Annotated in this window: 16 protein-coding genes and 1 pseudogene; 7 read left to right on the top strand and 10 right to left on the bottom strand. The window is 68.9% G+C overall.

From position 1 onward, the window contains the following. Positions 1–255 precede the first annotated feature (255 nt). The 3 genes from ACY466_RS13615 to ACY466_RS13605 all read left to right on the top strand — a co-directional run bounded on the left by ACY466_RS13615 (position 256) and on the right by ACY466_RS13605 (position 2967). Positions 256–969, top strand: coding sequence for a lysophospholipid acyltransferase family protein (locus tag ACY466_RS13615; protein WP_463252292.1), 714 nt, complete (start codon positions 256–258; stop codon positions 967–969). A gap of 39 nt (positions 970–1008) precedes the next feature. Beyond that, positions 1009–1503: a polyadenylate-specific 3'-exoribonuclease AS gene (locus tag ACY466_RS13610; protein WP_463245888.1), complete on the top strand. Its 495-nt coding sequence runs from the start codon at positions 1009–1011 to the stop codon at positions 1501–1503. A 78-nt stretch (positions 1504–1581) separates the two neighbouring features. After that, entirely contained in the window at positions 1582–2967 is a 1386-nt protein-coding gene (locus tag ACY466_RS13605) for a class II 3-deoxy-7-phosphoheptulonate synthase (protein WP_463245887.1), read from the top strand. Positions 2968–3041: 74 nt separating this feature from the next. On the opposite strand, the gene pknB is transcribed toward ACY466_RS13605, so the two are convergent. Continuing rightward, on the bottom strand, positions 3042–5039 hold the full coding sequence (gene pknB / locus ACY466_RS13600) for a Stk1 family PASTA domain-containing Ser/Thr kinase (protein ID WP_463245886.1): 1998 nt from the start codon (positions 5037–5039) through the stop codon (positions 3042–3044). 156 nt (positions 5040–5195) lie between these two features. On the opposite strand from pknB, the gene ACY466_RS13595 reads away from it, so the two are divergent. After that, on the top strand, positions 5196–5564 hold the full coding sequence (locus ACY466_RS13595) for an Rv2175c family DNA-binding protein (RefSeq protein WP_463245885.1): 369 nt from the start codon (positions 5196–5198) through the stop codon (positions 5562–5564). A gap of 9 nt (positions 5565–5573) precedes the next feature. Here ACY466_RS13595 and ACY466_RS13590 read toward each other — a convergent pair whose 3' ends face one another. The 4 genes from ACY466_RS13590 to ACY466_RS13575 all read right to left on the bottom strand — a co-directional run bounded on the left by ACY466_RS13590 (position 5574) and on the right by ACY466_RS13575 (position 11054). Next, entirely contained in the window at positions 5574–6536 is a 963-nt protein-coding gene (locus ACY466_RS13590; RefSeq protein ID WP_463245884.1) for a phytoene/squalene synthase family protein, read from the bottom strand. Beyond that, a complete protein-coding gene (locus ACY466_RS13585; RefSeq protein ID WP_463245883.1) occupies positions 6533–8212 on the bottom strand; it encodes an alpha-(1->6)-mannopyranosyltransferase A in 1680 nt (559 codons plus the stop codon). Before ACY466_RS13585 ends, ACY466_RS13590 begins: the two co-directional genes overlap by 4 nt. A 122-nt stretch (positions 8213–8334) precedes the next feature. Then, the gene (crtI, locus tag ACY466_RS13580; protein WP_463245882.1) at positions 8335–9906 is read right to left on the bottom strand and encodes a phytoene desaturase family protein; all 1572 of its coding nucleotides are present in this window, start codon (positions 9904–9906) and stop codon (positions 8335–8337) included. Beyond that, positions 9903–11054: a polyprenyl synthetase family protein gene (locus tag ACY466_RS13575; RefSeq protein ID WP_463245881.1), complete on the bottom strand. Its 1152-nt coding sequence runs from the start codon at positions 11052–11054 to the stop codon at positions 9903–9905. The genes crtI and ACY466_RS13575 overlap by 4 nt, the downstream gene beginning before the upstream one ends. Before the next feature lie 223 nt (positions 11055–11277). Here ACY466_RS13575 and ACY466_RS13570 point away from each other — a divergent pair, with 223 nt between their 5' ends. Beyond that, positions 11278–12309 carry a methylenetetrahydrofolate reductase gene (locus tag ACY466_RS13570; protein WP_463245880.1) on the top strand — a complete coding sequence of 344 codons (1032 nt, stop codon included), beginning with the start codon at positions 11278–11280 and terminating at the stop codon, positions 12307–12309. Here the strand turns inward: ACY466_RS13570 and ACY466_RS13565 are convergent. The 5 genes and pseudogenes from ACY466_RS13565 to ACY466_RS13545 form a co-directional block, all read right to left on the bottom strand. Then, on the bottom strand, positions 12226–13407 hold the full coding sequence (locus ACY466_RS13565) for a glycosyltransferase family 2 protein (RefSeq protein ID WP_463252291.1): 1182 nt from the start codon (positions 13405–13407) through the stop codon (positions 12226–12228). The genes ACY466_RS13570 and ACY466_RS13565 overlap by 84 nt on opposite strands. After that, positions 13407–14108 carry an LppM family (lipo)protein gene (locus tag ACY466_RS13560; protein ID WP_463245879.1) on the bottom strand — a complete coding sequence of 234 codons (702 nt, stop codon included), beginning with the start codon at positions 14106–14108 and terminating at the stop codon, positions 13407–13409. The genes ACY466_RS13565 and ACY466_RS13560 overlap by 1 nt, the downstream gene beginning before the upstream one ends. Positions 14109–14139: 31 nt before the next feature. Beyond that, positions 14140–15015 (bottom strand): carotenoid biosynthesis protein, encoded by an 876-nt coding sequence (locus tag ACY466_RS13555; RefSeq protein ID WP_463245878.1) that lies wholly within the window; start codon positions 15013–15015, stop codon positions 14140–14142. Next, positions 15012–16613 carry a phytoene desaturase family protein gene (locus ACY466_RS13550; protein ID WP_463245877.1) on the bottom strand — a complete coding sequence of 534 codons (1602 nt, stop codon included), beginning with the start codon at positions 16611–16613 and terminating at the stop codon, positions 15012–15014. The genes ACY466_RS13555 and ACY466_RS13550 overlap by 4 nt, the downstream gene beginning before the upstream one ends. Before the next feature lie 202 nt (positions 16614–16815). Next, positions 16816–17400: pseudogene (locus ACY466_RS13545) on the bottom strand (GNAT family N-acetyltransferase); the annotation flags it as partial. A gap of 281 nt (positions 17401–17681) precedes the next feature. Between ACY466_RS13545 and ACY466_RS13540 the strand changes: the two are divergent. Next, positions 17682–18173 carry an SAV_6107 family HEPN domain-containing protein gene (locus ACY466_RS13540; RefSeq protein WP_463245876.1) on the top strand — a complete coding sequence of 164 codons (492 nt, stop codon included), beginning with the start codon at positions 17682–17684 and terminating at the stop codon, positions 18171–18173. A 164-nt stretch (positions 18174–18337) separates the two neighbouring features. Continuing rightward, on the top strand, positions 18338–18784 hold the full coding sequence (locus ACY466_RS13535) for a DUF3040 domain-containing protein (protein WP_463245875.1): 447 nt from the start codon (positions 18338–18340) through the stop codon (positions 18782–18784). Positions 18785–19270 lie beyond the last annotated feature (486 nt).

The raw sequence follows: 19270 nt of genomic DNA, 5'->3' as shown, positions 1-19270 counted from the left end.
GCGGACACCGTGGACGTGACGCGTCGGTGACGCCGAGGTGTCGGCAATGTGAGATGTGTCCGGCTGTGCCGTCGTAATGTGGCTGGTGTCATAAACCCCCGGTACAGTCGCCGTAGCGAAGTTCTCGCGGACACCGTGCAGGTCGACGATCGGCACGATGCAGGATCACGTGGTTCTGGACCACGTGGCGCCGAATCACGTGGCGCTGCAACACTGGGCGCCGCAACACGACGGGAAGGTTCGGGCATGTCGGGCATCTGGTACTGGAGCTTCAAGTACGTCTTCATCGGCCCGTTGCTGCAGGCGATCGGGCGTCCGGACGTCGAGGGGCTCGAACACATCCCGGCCGACGGTCCCGCCATCCTCGCGAGCAACCACCAGGCCGTGATGGACTCGTTCGTTCTGCCGCTGGTCGTGCCGCGGCGCATCACGTTCCTGGCCAAGAGCGAATACTTCACCGACACCGGCGTCAAGGGCGCGTTCAAGCGCTGGTTCTTCGACGCCGCCGGCCAGGTTCCCATCGATCGCACCGGAGCATCGGCAGCGCAGGACGCGTTGAACGCGGGCAAGCGGGTGCTCGACGACGGCAGGCTGCTCGGTATCTACCCGGAGGGCACGCGGTCGCCCGACGACAAGTTGTACAAGGGCAAGACCGGCACGGCGCGATTGGCGCTCGAGACCGGTGTCCCCGTCATCCCGGTGGCGATGATCAACACGGCGAAGATGAACCCGATCGGCTCGAAGTTGCCGCGCCCCACCAAGGTCGGCGTCAAGATCGGCAAGCCCCTGGACTTCTCGCGCTACGAGGGCATGGCGGGAAACCGTTTCGTCGAGCGTGCGGTCACCGACGAGGTCATGTACGAGTTGATGAAGCTCGGCGGCCAGGAGTACGTCGACGTGTACGCCGCGAGCCTCAAGAAGAAGGTCGTCGACGAGCCCGCTCGTATCCCGGACACCCGCGCGGGCTGACCTGCCGGAGCCCGGGGCCGGTACGGCTAGAGTCGGCGCGTGCGCTACTTCTACGACTGCGAGTTCATCGAGGACGGCCGCACGATCGAGTTGATCTCCATCGGCGTCGTCGCCGAGGACGGTCGCGAGTTCTACGCCGTGTCCACGGAATTCGATCCGCAGCGCGCCGGCGCCTGGGTTCGCCACAACGTGCTGCCGAAGCTGCCGCCCTTCTCGTCTCCGCTGTGGCGTTCGCGATCTCGGATCCGGGACGAGCTGTTCGACTTCGTCTCCGTCACCGACGACATCGAGATGTGGGCATGGGTGGCTGCGTACGACCACGTCGCTCTCTGTCAGCTGTGGGGGCCGATGACCGCCCTGCCTCGCTCCATGCCGCGATTCTCTCGCGAGCTCAAGCAACTCTGGGAGGACAGCGGATCACCGGCGCTTCCGCCCATCCCCGACGACGCGCACGACGCCCTGGCCGACGCGAAGCACAATCTCGCCAAGTACCGCGCCATCCGGGCCGCCGCGGCCGACGGATTCCATCCCTGATCGAGGGAACTCGGCGGTCGACGGCCACTGCGGTACCCGTGGTTTCTCGGGTCCTGGTCGACTGACTACGCTGTACGCGTGAACTGGACTGTCGACGTTCCGATCGAACGCTTACCCGAGCTGCCCCCGCTTCCCGACGCCATGCGTCGGCAGCTGGATTCTGCGCTGGCCAAACCCGCTGCTCAGCAGCCCAGCTGGCCGGCCGATCAAGCCGAAGCCATGCGCAAGGTCCTCGAGAGCGTGCCGCCCATCACGGTCGCCAGCGAGGTCGAGCGGTTGTCCGACGAGCTGGCCGCCGTGGCTCGCGGCGAGGCCTTCCTGTTGCAGGGCGGCGACTGTGCGGAGACCTTCGTCGACAACACCGAACCGCACATCAAGGGCAACATCCGCACCCTGCTGCAGATGGCGGTGGTGCTCACGTACGGCGCGTCGACCCCCGTGGTCAAGGTGGCCCGCATCGCCGGCCAATACGCCAAGCCGCGTTCGGCCGACGTCGACGCCCTGGGTCTGAAGTCCTACCGCGGCGACATGGTGAACTCGCTCGTCGCCGAGGACGCGGTCCGCGCGCACGACCCGTCGCGGCTGGTTCGCGCGTACGCCAATGCGAGTGCGGCCATGAACCTCGTGCGGGCCCTCACGGGCGCCGGAATGGCCGACCTGCACCGGGTCCACGACTGGAATCGTGAGTTCGTCCAGAACTCGCCGGCCGGCGCGCGCTACGAGCAGCTCGCGTCCGAGATCGACAACGGTCTCAAGTTCATGGACGCGTGTGGAGTCACCGATCCGCGACTGCATCAGGCCACCATCTTCGCCAGCCACGAAGCGCTCGTGCTCGACTACGAGCGCGCGATGTTGCGCTTGGACAACGACTCCGAACACCCCAAGTTGTACGACCTGTCGGCGCACTTCCTGTGGATCGGTGACCGGACCCGCCAGCTCGACGGCGCCCACATCGCGTTCGCCGAGATGGTGTCGAATCCGATCGGTCTCAAGATCGGGCCCAGCACCACTCCGGAGATGGCCGTCGAGTACGTCGAGCGTCTCGATCCGACGAACAAGCCCGGCCGTCTGACCCTGATCTCCCGGATGGGCAACGGCAAGGTTCGCGACCTGTTGCCGCCGATCATCGAGAAGGTGCAGGCCACGGGTCACCAGGTGATCTGGCAGTGCGACCCGATGCACGGCAACACGCACGAGGCGTCCACCGGCTACAAGACGCGCCACTTCGACCGCATCGTCGACGAGGTGCAGGGCTTCTTCGAGGTGCACCACGGTCTCGGTACGCACCCCGGTGGCATCCACGTCGAGCTCACCGGTGAGAACGTCACCGAGTGCCTCGGCGGCGCGCAGGACATCTCGGATCTCGACCTGTCGGGTCGCTACGAGACCGCGTGCGATCCGCGCCTGAACACCCAGCAGTCGCTCGAACTGGCGTTCCTGGTCGCGGAGATGCTGCGCGGCTGATCTACCGACGTCGACGAACGCGGTCCGAGCACGCTCGGGCCGCGTTCTGCTGTTCCGGGTGTCGGGGGCGAGCGTCAGGGGAGGGATACGAGGGTGACCGTGCCGCCCGGCTCCACGCGAGCGTTCGGACCCGGGTTCTGGGTGATCACCAGGGAACTGTCCGTGTCGACGACCTGACGGATGACGACCTCGAGGCCGAGACGTTCGAGTTCCTCGCGAGCGGACCCCACCGTGCGTCCCAGCAGGGACGGGACGCCGACGGCAGTGGAGATCTGCAGATCGACAGCGGATCCGCCGGTCACGGACGTACCGCCCTCGGGGGAGGTGGAGACGACGTCGCCGCCGTCGACACCGCTGTCGAAGACCTCCTCGACCGAACCGACGGAGATTCCGAGTCGGTCCAGTTCGGCACGCGCCTGCTCCTCGCTGCGGCCACGCAGGTTCGGAACGTCCACCGGCGGTGCTCCGCGACTGGTGACGACGCGCACCTCGCTGCCGACGGGCAGTACCGATCCGGGGGCGGGCTCGAGCCGGGCGACGTCGCCGACGGGCGCGGAGGTGCTGAACGCCCGGCCGCCGTCGACCGGGACGAAGGTGCGAGCGCGGAGTTCGTCGTCGACGGCGGTGGCGTCGGTCCCGGCGTCGAGCGACGGCACGGTCGGTTGCCCGCGCGAGACGACGAGAGCGACGGTCTCGCCGCGGGCGATTCGCGTTCCGGGGGCCGGTTCGGTGCCCAGCAGGCGATCCACCGGTGCGTCGTCGCTGTAGCGCTCCTCGACGGACGCGGTGAGGTCTGCCGCTTCTATGGCAGCGGTCGCGGACGCCCGGTCGAGGCCGTCGATCGCGGGCACGGCGGTGAACCGGCCGGATCCGGCCCACCATCCGACGGTTCCGAGAAGAACGGCCGCGAGTACGACGATGGCGATCCACACCATCGCGGTCCGGCGCGATCGGCGTCGGTCGGCGTCGTAGTCGGGGTAGTCGAAGGCGGATCGGTCCTTCGGCTCCGGGGCCGTCGCGCCGGGTGGGTCGGTACGCGGGGTCGCGGTGGTCACCATCTTGGTGTGCTTGGTCTCGCCGTGACCGTCGTCGTTCGGGGCGGGGATCGCCACGATGGCCGTCTCGGGAGTCCGGGGTGACTGCGGGACGTACGGCCGCGGACTGTGGGCGGTGTCGGCGCTGAGGTGCTCGGCGGACCTCGACGGAGCGGGCACGCGATACTCGGGAAGCTGCAGAGTGCGCGTGACGGACCGCAGCGCGTCACCGAACGCGGAGGCGTCGTCGAAGCGGTTCTCGGGGGTCCGACGCGTCGCGTCCCGCACCAGGGTGTCGAAGTGCGGGGGCACCCCGGCGATCAACGAGCCGGGGGCGGGGACGTCGTTCTCGATGCGCTGGTAGGCGATCGACAGCGACGTGTCCGCCAGGAACGGCGTGCGGCCGGTGAGCACCTCGAACAGGAGGACGCCGGCGGAGTACACATCGCTGCGGGAGTCCGCGGACCCGACGGTGACCTGCTCGGGGGAGAGGTACGCCGCGGTGCCGAGGATGACGCTGTTGGACGTGGTGGTCGCCGCTGCGACGGCGCGGACCAACCCGAAGTCGGCGATCTTCACTTCGCCGCGATCGGAGATCAGCACGTTCTCGGGCTTGACGTCGCGGTGGACCAGACCGGCTCGGTGGGCGACGGCGAGTGCGTCGAGCACGGGCTGCATCACCGCCGCCGCCGCGTGCGGGGGCATGGGTCCGCGCTCGCGCAACAATTCGCGCAGCGTTCCACCCTCGACCAGTTCCATCACCAGGAACGCGTGATCGCGGTCGCGGCCGTGGTCGTAGACCGCGACGAGCCCCGGATGCGACAACCGCGCGACCGCCCTCGCCTCGAACTCGAAGCGTCGAACGAACTCGGGGTCCGAGGCGAACTGCGGATCCATGATCTTGATCGCGACCGGGCGGTCGAGGCGCAGATCGAGACCGCGGTACACGGTCGACATTCCGCCGCGTGCGATCGGAGCGTCCACGCGGTAGCGCCGCTCGAGAAGCTCGCCGAGCAGCGACGGTCCGGACGTGATCACCTGCGCCTACTTTCGTCTCGTGTGGGCACGCGGAAGCCGCAACGAACCCGAGTGCTCCTAGCGATGGTAGCGAGGGTCTCGATGTGTTTCGGGCCACGCGCCGCGCAGTCGCGGCCGGATTGATCTTCGATCGTCTCCCTGACTACCGTTGTCGCGGTGAGTGCACTCCCGTATTGCGACGATGTCATCCCCGCCGACGAGACCGTCGTCCCGCTGCCCGACGCGGCCGACGCGATGGGGGTCGACGTCGCACGCGTGCAGCAGTCGATTCGCGAACACAAGCTGATCGCTCTCCGCCGAGACCGTGTGGTGTCCATTCCGGCGAAGTTCCTCGGCGAGGACGGGCAACCGCTCAAGCATCTGCCGGCGGCCATCTCCGTCCTCCTGGACGGGGGCTACAACCACCCCGCGATCCTGCGCTGGCTCTTCACCCCGGACGACAGCCTGCCGGGTATGCCGATCGACGTCCTGCGGGGCGATCACGCCCGCGAGATCATCCGGCGCGCGCAGGCCATGGCGTTCTGACGCCCGGTCTCAGGCCGGAGTGAGCCGACGCGTCACTCCGCGTAGTGCCGCCGTGGTCGCGACCCGCGCCCGGCGGGGGCCGCCCACCCGAGCACGCGCCGACAGAGCGCGGTAGCCGTCGTTCTCGACCGCCTCGAGAATGTCCCGGTAGAGAGCGAAGGCCACCGAAATTCCCTCGCGCGCACGGGGTTCGAGAAGTGCGATGCCGGGCTCGGCGGTGCGATACATCGCACGCGCCGATGCGATGACGTCGGCGAGCGCGCGCACCACGCGGGGGTCCGTGCGACCGGTCAGACGGCACCACCACAACAGGTCCTCGTCGACGCCGTAGGCGGCCAGGACGTCGCCGGGCAGGTAGATCCGGTCCCGAGCCAGGTCCTCGCCGGCGTCGCGGACGAAGTTCGTCACCTGGAACGCCTCGCCCAGCGCGGCGGCGGTGGGCCGGGCCTCCTCGACGGGGCCCACGGTGCCGAGGATCGGCAACATCTGCAGGCCGATCACGGCTGCCGATCCGTACATGTACGTACGGAGCTCGTCCATGTCCGCGTAGCGATCCTTGTACAGCGGGGAATGCGGCACGTCCATCCGCATCGAGGTCATGAAGGCCGAGAAGTACTCGGCGGGAATGTCGTACGTGCGCGCGGTGTCGAACAGCGCCGCGAGAATCAGGTCGTAACGGTGCTCCCAGGTCGCCGAGTCCGGCACCCGACCGCTCTCGAGGCCGGCGATCAGTTCGGCCTCGATGTGGTCGACGAGAGCGATGTCGGTGCGCACCGCATCGTCGTCGCCGCGCTCGGCGATCATGTCGACGTCGATGATGTCGTCGACCATCCGCGCGAAGGCGTAGAGCGCGTGCACCGCGGGACGGCGATCGCTCGGCAGCAGGCGGGTGGCCAGGAAATAGGTCTTGCCGTGTTCGGCGGCGACCTCTCGGCAGAGCGAGTAGGCGTCGTCGAGTGCAGGGTCCGTCACGAGTGGGTCGACTCCTCGTCGGATCGGGTGTGGGCGGGGGAGGCGGGCCGGATCGGCGCGCTGGACACGGTGCCGCGCTGCTCCGGGTCCGTCGCGGTGTCCTCGTGCTCCGGGCGGGTGACGGTTCGCAGCCGCAGAGGATCGACCGTTCGTAACGACAGGGCCGCGACGACGGCGGCGAACGTCGCCGCCGCGACGTGCGGGAACGTGTAGAGCCCGATCGAGCCCTCCGGTTGGAACACGAGCATGAGCCACGTCGAGAGTCCGACGAGGATCATCAGGGTGCGCACGCTCATGGTCAATCCGGCGGCCACCGCGAGCGGCCAGGAGTAGTACCAGGGGAGTGCGGCGGGCGACAGGATCACGATGGCGACGAGCGAGACCAGGATGCCGATCAGCGCGTGGCGCTCGGTGCGCCGCGAGGTCCACCAGGCCACGGCGAGAGTCACGACCAACGCGATTCCGCACAGCAGTCGGGTGATCTCGAGGACCGGGCCCAGTTCGGCTCCGGTGAACCATCCGGTTCCGACGGTCACGAAGTGGGCCAGGATCGTCGGAAGAGACAGCCAGTTGATGATCTTCGCCGAACCCGACAGCGCGGTGAGCCAGCCGATGCCGACCCCGGCGACGAGCGACGAGATCACGAACACGGCGAGGAAGACGAGGAATCCGATTCCGGCCGTCTTGGCGAACAACAGCAAGGTCGGGGCGCGCCGCGTCGGTTCGCCCCGATCGGCTCGTTCGCTGTTCCTCGACGCCTCCCGTTCGCGCTCGTGGATTATCCACATCCACACCAGGAACGGCAGCGCTATTCCGGCGGTGGCCTTGATGGCGACGCCGACGGCCACGAGACCCATGCCGACGACGTGTCGACGGTCCAGCACGGCGGCGATACCCGCGGTCATCAGACCGACCATGAGCATCTCGTTGTGCACGCCGCCGATGAGGTGGACGAGAACGAGCGGATTCAACACCGCGAGCCACAGTGCGACGGCCGGATCGGCACCGAAGTGCCGAGCGATGCGCGGCACGGCCCACATCGTCAGCGCCAGTCCGGGAAGCATGGTCAGGCGCAGCAACATCGTGCCCGCGATCACGTTGTCCCCGGTCACCGAGGTGATGCCCTCGGCCAGAAGGAGGAAGAGCGGACCGTAGGGGGCCGTGGTGGCGGTCCACACGTTCGACACGTTGTCGAGCAGGACACCGGGATTCGCGACCGGACCGACGGCGTAGGGATCGAATCCGTCCCTCAGCAGCGCGCCCTGGGCGAGGTAGGAGTAGGCGTCCCGGCTGAACATGGGGACCGCGAGCAGCAGGGGAGCGATCCACACCGGTACCACCCAGCGCAGTTGGCGCACCGTGGTGCGGTGGCCCAGAGTCGCTCGGCCCAGGCGCACCCAGGCCACGATCATGAGGAGAACGCCCACCCACACCAGCACCGTGGACAGAATCAGACCGTGCCCGAAGCGCAGCCACGACAGGTGCATCGTCTCGAGGAGGGGGTCCTGCCGCCGGACGGCTCCGGACCCGAAACCACCGAAGGTGATCAGAATCGAACCGGCCAGACCGACCAGGGTGGCGTGCCCGGCTCGACCGGAGAGGAACCCACGAACCGCGCGAACACCGACCGCGTCACCGGACGCGCGCGCATCCCGAGCAGGGGGAGCCGTCGACATGTTCCTCCCTGAAGACGCAGCTGACGCGACCGTGACTGTCCGGTCGGTTGCTCAGTTTAGGGGCAGTCCGCCGAAATTCGCGCACGGCCCGCTCGCTGACCGTCGTTCGTGCTGGTGACGGTTCAGTGCACCCCCGCGCGAGGCGCGTTCTTCACGGACGGATCGATGCGCTCCGCGGCGAGACGACCGGAGATCAGCACCGTGGGGACCCCGACTCCGGGCGTCGTGCCGGATCCGGCCAGCACGATGTTGTCGGCACCGGGCACCACGTTGCGACGGCGGAACGGGCCGGTCTGGCGGAAGATGTGCGCCGCCGAGAAGGGGGTCCCGGCGATCATTCCCTGATCGAGCCATGTCTGCGGGGTGTCGGTGTGATCGATCTCGAGGTGCTCGGCGATCCCCGTGTACCCGCGCGACTCCATGACCTGGAGCAGCTCGCGGATGTAGGGGCCGGTGATCGACGCCCAATCCAGCGGCGCGACCTCGAGGTTGGGGCACGGTGCGAGGATCGAGATCGGTTCCTGGCGGACACCGTCGTGCGTGACAATCAGATCGGGGTCCGACTGTGCGGTCCTGGTGATGAGCAGGGACGGGTCCGACATCAGCCGGCCACGGCCCTTCTTCGCGGTGAGCTCGCGGAACGTCTCGTCCCAGTTCTCGCCGAAGTCGATGACGTGGTGCGACTGCGAGGTCCACCCCGCCGTGACGTCGATCGGAACCCGACCGTGGATGACCACCGCGGACGGCGAGGCCCGCACCTTGCGTCGGACGGTGATACCGGCCGTGCCCAGCAGGCGGTCCGTCACCAGCAGGTCCGGGGTGAGGATCAGCGCGTCGCACGGGTGCCGCACGCCGTCTTCGGTCACCACGGCGCGGGCGCGGGAGCCGCCCATCTCGATGTCCCGGACCGCGGTTCCGGTGAGCAACGTGCCGCCCGCGGTGACGAACGCGTCGGCCATCGCCTCGGCGATGGTGCGCATGCCGCCGACCGGGAACGTCACCCCCAGCGATGTATCCATGTGGGCGATGGCTGCGTACACACCGAGGGCCTGCTGCGGCGGGACACCCGCGTAGAGCGCCTGGAAGGTGAAGATTCGCCGCAGTCGATGATCGGTGACCAGTGAATCGATGCGCTTGCCGAGCTTGCCGAAGCCGCCGAGCCGCAGCAACGCGAGCGTGCTCTTGCGGGAGGTCGTCTCGGTGACCAGATCGAGGGGGGAGTCGATGTTGCTGTCGATGTAGCGATCGAACTCCGCGTCGAACATCGAGGCGAGCCACGCCCGCAGGCGCCGGTATCGCCCGGCTTCCTCGGGTCCGCACTTCGCCTCGACCTCGGCGACCATGGCGTCGGGGTCGGAGTGCACGTCGATGGAGGTGCCGTCCGCGAAACGTGTGTGGTACGCCGGGTGCAGGGGAATCAGTCGCAGCGGCGGGGTGGTCGACTCCATCGTGGCGCCGACCGCGGCGAGGCTGCGTTCGATGAGGCTCGGCATCGTCAGCACACTCGCGCCGGTGTCGATGCGGTAGCCCGGAGCCTGGACGGAACCGACGCGCCCGCCGACGGAGTCGGCCTTCTCGAGCAGGGTGACCCGGCGGCCGGTGCCCCGCAGATGGAGCGCGGCGGCAAGACCCGACAATCCGGCTCCCACGACGACGACGTGGTCGGTGGGACCGCTGACGGTGGCTGAACTCATGTGTTTCTCCTGGTTGCCGCGTACGCCATGGCGGTGAGTCGCCGGGCGGCGTCGTCGGTGATGGTGGACGCCGCGAGGGCGGCGAGCGCGCTGTCGGTGAGCTCGGTGATGCGGCGCTCCACGTCGTCGACGGCGCCCAGGTCGACGATGAGCCCGCGGAGTTCGTCCACCTGCTGCTCGGTGAGGTCGGTTCCGATGCCGGCGCGGATCGCGGCGGCGGCGGCCGGATCGCGCTCGTCGGCCGCGTCGAGCGCGACGGCCAACAGCACGGTGCGTTTGCCCTCGCGGAGATCGTCGCCGGACGGTTTACCCGTGACGGACGGATCACCGAAGACGCCGAGAAGGTCGTCGCGCAACTGGAAGGCGATACCGATGTCGGCGCCGAAGGTGCTGTACATCTGCAACAGCTCGTCCGGGGCGTCGGCGAGAGCAGCACCGATGAGCAGAGGCCGCTCCACGGTGTACGCGGCGGTCTTGTAGCGGTCGATGCGCATGGCGGACTCCACGGAATCGTCCGCGGTGGCCTCGACCGCGATGTCCAACATCTGCCCGCCGAGGACCTCGGTGCGCATGGCCGACCACACGGGGGCGACGCGCGCCTGCGCGGCGGCGTCGACGGCCGCGGCACGCACCATGTCGTCCGCCCAGCACAGCGCCAGGTCACCCAGCAGTATGGCGATGGACTCGCCGTACTTGTCGGAATCGCCGCGCCACCCGTTGCGACGGTGCTGCTCTGCGAACGAGACGTGCACCGTCGGGAAACCGCGCCGCGTGGAGGAGGAGTCGATGATGTCGTCGTGCACCAGCGCGCACGCCTGCACCAGTTCGAGCGCCGAGCACACGTCCAGGACCGCGTCGGCGTCCGGCCCGTGCGGATCGCCGCCGGCCCCCAACCATCCGGTCCACGCGAAGGCGGGCCGAATGCGCTTGCCCCCGCGGACCACGAACGAGACGAGTTCGTCGACCGCGGCCGCGTAGACGGGTCCGACGGCATCGACCGTGGGGCGCGTGGTGTCGACGAAGTCGGTCAACGTGCGCTCCACGGCCGACACGAAGGTGCCGCCGGGCCAGGCGGACACATCGGATTCCGAGACGACCGACCGCGGTCGGTCGGAGTGGTCGACGGGAGCGTGCGTGACGGCAGACACGATGTCCTCCGAGAATTCGTGTGGGCGGGTGTACCGGTCGGGTCGTGCGGTGAGCGCCGATGCCCGACTGTTCGTGTGGTGTTCGCGAGCACGGCGTTCGTTCAGCCGATGTCCGAATCCACTTAACCACGTATTCGGAGCCCCCCGTTCGTGTGGCGAACAGCCGCCGGGCGAACCCGGCGAACCCGGCGGTCGGGCCGGGTCCGAACGGCCGGAATCTATGATGGCGACTGTGACTGACGTTCGAGAAGCAGGCCAGGGTCGACGGGGGCCGACCGGTCGAGCCCGGTCCGTCGTGCAGCGACTGACCGAGGAGACGACGGGCCGAATCCCGTTCTCCGTCGAATTCTCCCCGCCGCGAGACGAGGCCGCCGAGGCGCGGTTGTGGAAAGCCGTGCGCTCGTTCGAGCAACTCGGTCCGGCATTCGTGTCGATGACCTACGGCGCGGGCGGATCGACGCGCGACCGCACCGTCCGGGTGACCGGCGAGATCGCCGACGCGACCACGCTGCTTCCGGTCGCCCATCTCACGGCGGTCTCGCACAGCATCGCCGAACTGCGGTCGATGGTCGGTGCCTACGCCGATCGCGGCATTTCCAACATCCTCGTCCTGCGGGGCGATCCGCCCGGAGATCCTCTGGGGCCGTGGGAGAAGCACCCCGACGGCGTGGAGTACGCGGAGGAACTGGTGCGACTCGTCCGCGACCTCGGTGACTTCCACGTGGGGGTGGCGTCGTTTCCCCAGGGGCATCACCGTGCCCCGGATCTTCATCACGACACCGCCCACCTCGTGGCCAAGTTGCGAGCCGGCGCGGACTACTCGATCACACAGATGTTCTTCGACGTCGACGACTATCTGCGGTTGCGAGACCGGGTGTGCGCGTACGACGAGGAACAGGGACGCAAGCCGATCATCCCCGAGATCATGCCGATCACCACGATGCGATCGATCGACCGCGCCATGGCCCTGTCGGGTTCCGCCCTGCCCGACGCGGTGCAGCGCCGCCTCGACGCGGTGGCCGGCGACTCCGACGAGGCCCGCGCGGCCGTGCGGGAGGTCGGGATCGAGCTCGCGACCGAGATGGGTGAGAGATTGATCGCAGAAGGCGCACCCGGCCTGCACTTCATCACCCTGAACTTCGCGAAGGCGACGAGCGAGGTGCTGGCGAACCTAGGCCTCGGCCGCCGGCCCGGAGCGCAGGGTGCGCGACTTCCAGACCAGGGTGCCCTGGCGACGGCCACGGTCGCTCGATAACAGGATCAGTGCGCCCGCCGCCATCGAGATCGGGTGCAGAGCGGCGGTGACGACGTCGCGGGAGATCGCGTCGCCCGCGCCCTCGGCGCGTCGGGACGCGTAGCGGGAGATCGCGCCGCCGAGGTAACCGGCCAGGCCCCACCAGCGCAGTGGACCGCGGGCGACGACGGCGACCGGCGGCACGGTCCAGATCGCGACGGTGGCGGCGGTCACCGCGAAAGTGCCGGCGGCGCCGCCGAACTGAGACCACAGCCACTTCGCGTGCCCGGCGCGGACCTGCGCGGCGTCGGTGTACATCCGGCACGTCGCGACCGCGCCGCCGTAGGCGACGACGGTGCGGAAGCCGGCGCGGCGGACTGCTCGCGCGAGGGTCAGATCGTCCGCGACGGCCGTGCGAGTCGATGCGTGTCCGCCCACTGCTCGGTACGCGGCCGAATCGATCACCAGGAACTGTCCGTTCGCGACGGCCATGGAGGGGCGGGTGCTGCGGTTGGCTCCCCGGACGTACAGGCTGACCGACCACGACCACGACAGCAGGGGTTGCACCAGGCGCTCGAACGCGCCGACGGCGATCTGTCCCGGCCACGGCGAGAGCAGAGCGGCTCCGTGCGTCCTCAGGTCCGCGAGCGCCGCGTCGAGTGCGAGCGGGTGCAGTCGCACGTCCGCGTCGAGAAATACGATCGCCGTCGACTCGGCGCGCGCGAGGGCCATCTCGCCGAGGGCCATGCACGCCAACGACTTGCCCGATCCGGTTCGACCGTCCGCGACCTTGCGGCGGATCTCGAAACCGGGACGACCACCGACGACGGCGCGGGCCACGTCGGCGGTTCCGTCGGAGGAGTCGTCGTCGAGGACCAGGACGTGCATGGAAGCCCGCGTTCGTTGTGCGAGCAGGTCCCGGAGCAGGTGGGGGAGCCGTTCGGCTTCGTCGCGAGCCGGGATGCACACGGTGATCCGCTCGGACGGATCCACCGACGATGCCGATTCCGGGCGCACGCTCGGCGCGGTGCGGGCATTGAGCACGGCGAGCGCTGCCGCGGCGACGGACAGACCGGCCCCGATGCGCACGACGGTCGTGGGGGCCGCCCACCCGTGCATCACGTGCGTTCGGCCGGCTCCGACGGACGGCGCCGCACCGGCGGGTTGCGCGAGACGTAGGCCATACCGGCGACGATCGCGGCGAGACCGACCGAAACGCCCGCGACGATTCCGGCCCACCCGGCGAAACTGCGCGTGTTCGGATCGGAGTACCGGACCTCCGCTCTCAGGGTGGTCGACTCGCCGGCGGGCAGGTTCCAGGACACGACGTTGTCGCCTTCACGGCTGCCGTTGGTCGTCGAGACCCGCGCCGGGAACGCGATGGTGAACTGGACGTCGCTGCCCTCGACGGGCACGTTGGACAGGTCGACCTGACCGGCGAGGGTCACGAGATCACCGGCTCGTTCCAGCGACAGCTGGAAGAGGCCGACCGACTGATCGGACAGGGCGGCGAGCTGCTGGACGTCTCCGAAGGTGAGATCGTCGAAAAATGCTTCGCTGCCGACGAAACCGTCGGCGTCGTACGGCTGCACCCGAATCTTGCTCCCCAGGCTCTGGGGGACCGTCAGGCCGGGGCCGGTGTCGCCCTCGGCGGTGGGCACCGTCGCCGCGACGATCTGTCCGGACACCCTGTCGTCGGACGAGACCCCCATGGACACCTGGGCCCGAAGGCAACCCGCCAACAGTGGCGCGATCACGACGGCGAGGACGAGGGCGGACAACACACGGCGCGAGGGCCTGACGAGAGTGGGGCGTGGCACAGCGTCATCGTGCCAGGCACCGACACCCGTGTCAGTGAACGGGTCGGCGAGTGCCCGTGCTCGTGTCGCGGTTCCCGTCGGTCGCCCCGCGCTCCGGTCGGCGCGCCAGCACCAGGAACGGAACTCCGACCACACCCATCGCGATCAAGCCGTAGAGGGCGGACCAGCCCAGGTCGGGAAGGAACACGGCATGGGCCAGCGAGGACCCGAGCCACGTCCAGAGGAACAGGGCGTAGGGGACGCCGTCGGTGGGTTGCGCATCGGAGCGTGACCAGGTCCGCACCCGGTCGAGCAGTTCCATGGCCCCGGCCATCAGGGAGGCCACCAGGACCCATCCCACATAGTTGGTCCACGGGATGCCGTCGAGACCGGGAAGCGGGCCGAATGCGCTGCACCATTCCCACTGGCCGTCGGCGACCATCTGAGGATCGAGGTAGAAGTCCCACCCCACCACGCCCGCGACGGTGAGCACGGGTCGGACGGGGAAGCCGGTGGAGACGCGTCGGGCGACGGCCGACGCCGCTCGCCACACGGGGTAGAGCCCCGCCGTCCACGCGAGCGGGACGACCACGGGCACCGTCGCGACCGCCGGGCCGATCCGGTCGAGTGCGTAGGCGTAGCACCCGAAGGGCATACCGGTCCGGGTCCCGATGATCTCGGCGGTGAGACCGATGCCGGCGGTCACCGCGATCATGGTCGCGGCCCACACGGTGCCGCGAGCAACTCGTGCGTGCGCGACGCACGCTGCTGCCAGCAGGGCCACCACGAGAAAGGTGACGGTGTCCCGCACACCGCCTGACACCAGGGGGTACGTGATCTGTGCCGCGATCGCCGCCAGTGCGAGCCCGGCTGCGAGCGGGGTGGATCGGATCGAGCGGGCGGCGTACGCGCCGATCGCGGTGTTCATCGGCCCAGACGGGTCGCGAGACGACGCAGGGGGCTGCCCGCCCGCTCGGCGATCGCCAATCGAGCCGCACTGCGGCCACTCGAACCGGAGACGCCGCCTCCCGGATGCATCGAGGCGCCGGTGAGGAAGAACGACGGCGCACCCGGCACCTTTTGATCGGCGAGAGCGGGCATGGGCCGCCACATCATCATCTGGTGCAGCGACATCTCGACGTGCATGACGTTGCCACCGATCAGGCCCAATTCCTGCTCGAGGTCCCACGGTGACTGAACGTGCCGTCGAAGGACCTTGTCGGCGAAGCCGGGCGCGTACCGGTCGACCTCGGCGACGATGCGGTCACCCTCCAGTTCGGCGACCTCCGGTGACGCTCCGCCGCGCCAGGTGCGTCCGTCGGCGAGACGGTAGGGGTGCCATTGCGACCAGAGCGAGACCTGGTGCTCTCCGGCCGGTGCGATCGAGGGATCGACAGTGCTGAAGCTCATGGCCAAGACCACGGGAGCCGGTGGAAGGTCGCCTGCGGAGGCGGCGCCGTGGGCGCGCCGAAGTTGTGCGCGGTCGTGGACGAGCAACTGCAGTCCGCGGGTGGAGGATTCGGCCGATTCGGCGCCCGCGTACTCCGGTAGTCCCGAGGTCGACGCTCGAACGACCATGCCGATACCGGGACCGACCTCGATCTGGCGGCGCCACGATGCCGTGGTGGCCTGATCGAAACCACCGTTGTCGAGCAGGTCGAGCGTGGTCAGGATGTGGCAGCCGGCGATCACCGTGCGGGCACGGATCTCCTCGCCGCTCTCGGTGCGCACGACCCACGCCTCGCCCCGACGAGCGATGGACGCGACGGCGTCGCCGAGGGTGACGGTGCTCCCGTCCGCCTCGATCTTCGTCTGCAGGGCCACGCTGAGGGCGCCGCTGCCGCCGACCGCGCGCCCCGGGGGCGTGGTGTGCATGAGTGCGTTGAACGCGACCATCGGGGCCGTACCGGGTTCGGACATCGGAGGGCCGGACTGAGCTCCGAACCACGCCAGGGCGGCCTTGAGTCGCTCGCTGTCGAACCAGCGGTCGAGAAGGGAATCGCCCGACGCGAGGAACTCGCGCGACAAGGACGCGGCGCCGTCGCTCGCGTCCATGCCCCAGAAGGACGACAGCAGGTTGCGGCCGGTCGGCGGCGCGCCGAAGGACTTCATGACCCGCGCGCTGCGGGGGCCCCAGAGCTGGACGAACGCGCGGTAGGCGTCCGCATCCTTGCGACCGCACGCGGCCTCGATCGACGCGCAGGTGCGGTCGAGGTCGACGGCGAAGACGATGCCGGGCTCGTCGGTGCCGGGAGGCGCGGGGGCGAACGCCCAGGGATCGCAGTCCAGGTAGCGCAGACCGTGATCGGCGAGACGCAACTCCTCGATGATCCCCGTCTGCCGGACCATGATGTGCGCGGACGAGCCTCGGTCCACCTTGTGCCCCGGAAAGCGTTCGACGGTCGATGCGGCACCACCGACGACGGTGTCGCGTTCGACCACGCGGACCGACCATCCCGCGTCCGTCAGGTAAGCAGCGGAGACGAGGGCGTTGTGGCCCGATCCGACGATGACCGCATCGAGCATGTTCTTCAACCGTCCTTATCCGGTGGTGACCACCGTGTGCGAGTTGTTCGGGTACGAGTTGTCCGGGCACGAGCTATCGATGCTCGGTTCCTCGGTATTCGGTTTCCCCCGCGGTTTCGGTTCCTCGGCTGTCCGGTTCATCACCTTCCGGCGACGCGGCCGAGTCGGTCGACACGGACTCGGCCGCCGTGGCGGGCGTGCCGAGCGGGAGCGACCGACCCAGAACGGCGAAGGGACGCGTGTCGCCGGTGAAGTGGAATCGCCGAACGACGTCGTGGAACCCCATCCGGCGGTAGAGCCGCCAGGCGCGGTTCTCCTCGCCGTGGACTTCGGGAGTGGAGAGCAGAACGTGCGACTCGGTGCGCCCGGCCAGCAGTGCGATCAGGAGGTGTTCGCCGAGCCGGTGTCCCTGTGAATCGGGAGCGACGTGCAATTCGGTCAGCTCGACGTAGTCGTCGAGGACCGCGTCGATGTCGGCGACGGCCCACCCGGCGCGACGCATACCGTCGCGCACCTGCTGATGCCACCACTGGTGTGGCGCTCCTCGGTAGCCGTACGCGACGGCAACGAGGACGCCGGTCTCGGCGTCGACGGCCCCGACGGCACGCCAGCCCGGGCGCAGGATGTGCTCCGCCCACATGGGCGCGCGATGGTGTTCCGTTCCTCGTGGATATCCCATTGCCGCGACGTAGACGGCCAGAGCCTCGGGCAATCGGCGCCGTAGCTCCTGAGGGGTCAGCTCGACGACGCGCGGAAGTGGATCCACTGTGTCGGTCACCGTTGTCACCCCGTTCCTCGCGTCGTGTCGGTGGTTGGCGCTATATTCGACGTATCGAACATGCGTTCGATACGTCGGGTGTTCGACACCGAGGACGTCGTCGATCCAGGGGACGTCGTAGGTGTGCTGGTTCGTCGTCCGGCCAGGATCGAAGCGGTATCCGGGCCGTGTCGGACCCCCATGCTTACATCGCAGACGTTCGGGCCGCGCGGCGGCTCGAAGGTCCAGTGTGGACCACCCGCCGGAACCGTCGACGGGCGGTGGACGCAGCTTACGAGGGAGGTTCGGCAATGGAACGCAACGTCGTGTCGTTCGATGGAGTGGACTCCCGGTCTCGCCCTGCCTCCCCGACGCGCCCTGCCTCCCCGACGCGCCCTGCCTCCCCGACGCGCAGTGTCGCTCGTGCACGCTCGTTGCTGCGTCGCGCCGACGCCATTCTCGGTGACGCGGCGGGTGCCCCCTCGGCGGCGGACCTGTTTCTCGAGTCGTACGTCGCGGCTCTGCGCGGCGCCGGGGCGCTTCTCGACGCCGTCGATCCCGTTCCCAAGCGCGGAGCATCTCGCAGTGCATGGGTGCGCATTCGGGCGGCCGCACCGGAGTTCGCGGAGTGGGCCTCGTACTTCGAGACGTACTCGAGCCTGCGCGCGTCGATCGAGGCGGGGTCCGGGGAGCGTCTCGACGAGGACGAGGCAAACGAGTTCTTCTTGCAGGTCGGGCGCTTTTTGCACCGCGTCGAGGACCACCTCGCGACCGGTGGCACGCCCGTCTCGATTTCCGCCTGACGGGGGTTTCCTCGACGCGGGCGAATTTTTGCGCATACTGGAAGGGCAGGTGGGTGGTACGCCACCGATTCTGCTCGTATCATCGTCATCAGGTAGCCGCCCATCGGCTACCTCTCGCTTCTGGCAAAGAAGCGAGAGCCAACACCAGTGCCGGGGGAGGTACCGTGCCACTCTCCGAGCACGAGCAGCGCATGCTCGACCAGATCGAGAGCGCTCTCTATGCCGAGGACCCCAAGTTCGCGTCGACTGTGCGCGGCGGGCGGATCAAGGCCGCGTCCGCGCGGCACCGCCTTCAAGCAGTAGCCCTGTTCGTCGTGGGGCTCGTACTACTCATCGCCGGTGTTGCTCTGCCGTTCAAGCCGGGCGGGTTCCCCATCATCAGCCTGGTGGGCTTCGCGTTCATGTTCGGCGCCGGCGTACTCCTGCTTCTACGCAAGCCGTCCGCGGCGTCGTCCGACACGGACGGCACCGAGGGTGCGGGCGAGGGAAACCAAGCGGCACCCAAGGCCCGTCCGCAGAAGTCGGGTGGCGGGGCAGCACGTAAGGCTCCTCGCAAGGGGTTCTCCTCACGCATGGAGGATCGGTTCAAGAGAAGGTTCGACCAGGAATAGACAGTCACGGCGCTCCAGGGCGCCGGACACCTCCCTCACGGTTATTCGTGTCGGCGATCGACACAGCACGGCTACCGACAGGCGCGGCACTCTGACGAGTGCCGCGCCTGTCGTCGTGTGCGCCTCCCCGAGGCCCCGGGAACCCCGGTAGCTCGCCCGACGCCCCACTTTTCCCCCACCGCGCCCCCGGAGGGCGGTTCTCTCCCCACTTCGCCCCCCACGCGCCGGTCCGTCGCGGCCCGCTGATGCCCGTGACCTGTGGTTTCGCTGCTTCACGTGAGATCTCCCGTTCTGTTCGTCGGGCCGGAGGTGCCTCGTGCACACCATCCCTGATGCGTACGGCGCACTGTGTTTCGCAGGCACTTCACCCCTGTCAGCTGGCAATTTGGTGATCACTCACGAATTCGAGGTGCGCTACGGATTGAAAGTGGAGCAAAGTGGGGTAATGTGGTGGACAGCGGGGAGGACGAACGCCTCGCAGGATGC

It is taken from the genome of Rhodococcus sp. K11/5 (assembly GCF_055193735.1).
This window is presented reverse-complemented; position numbering and strand designations above follow the sequence as displayed.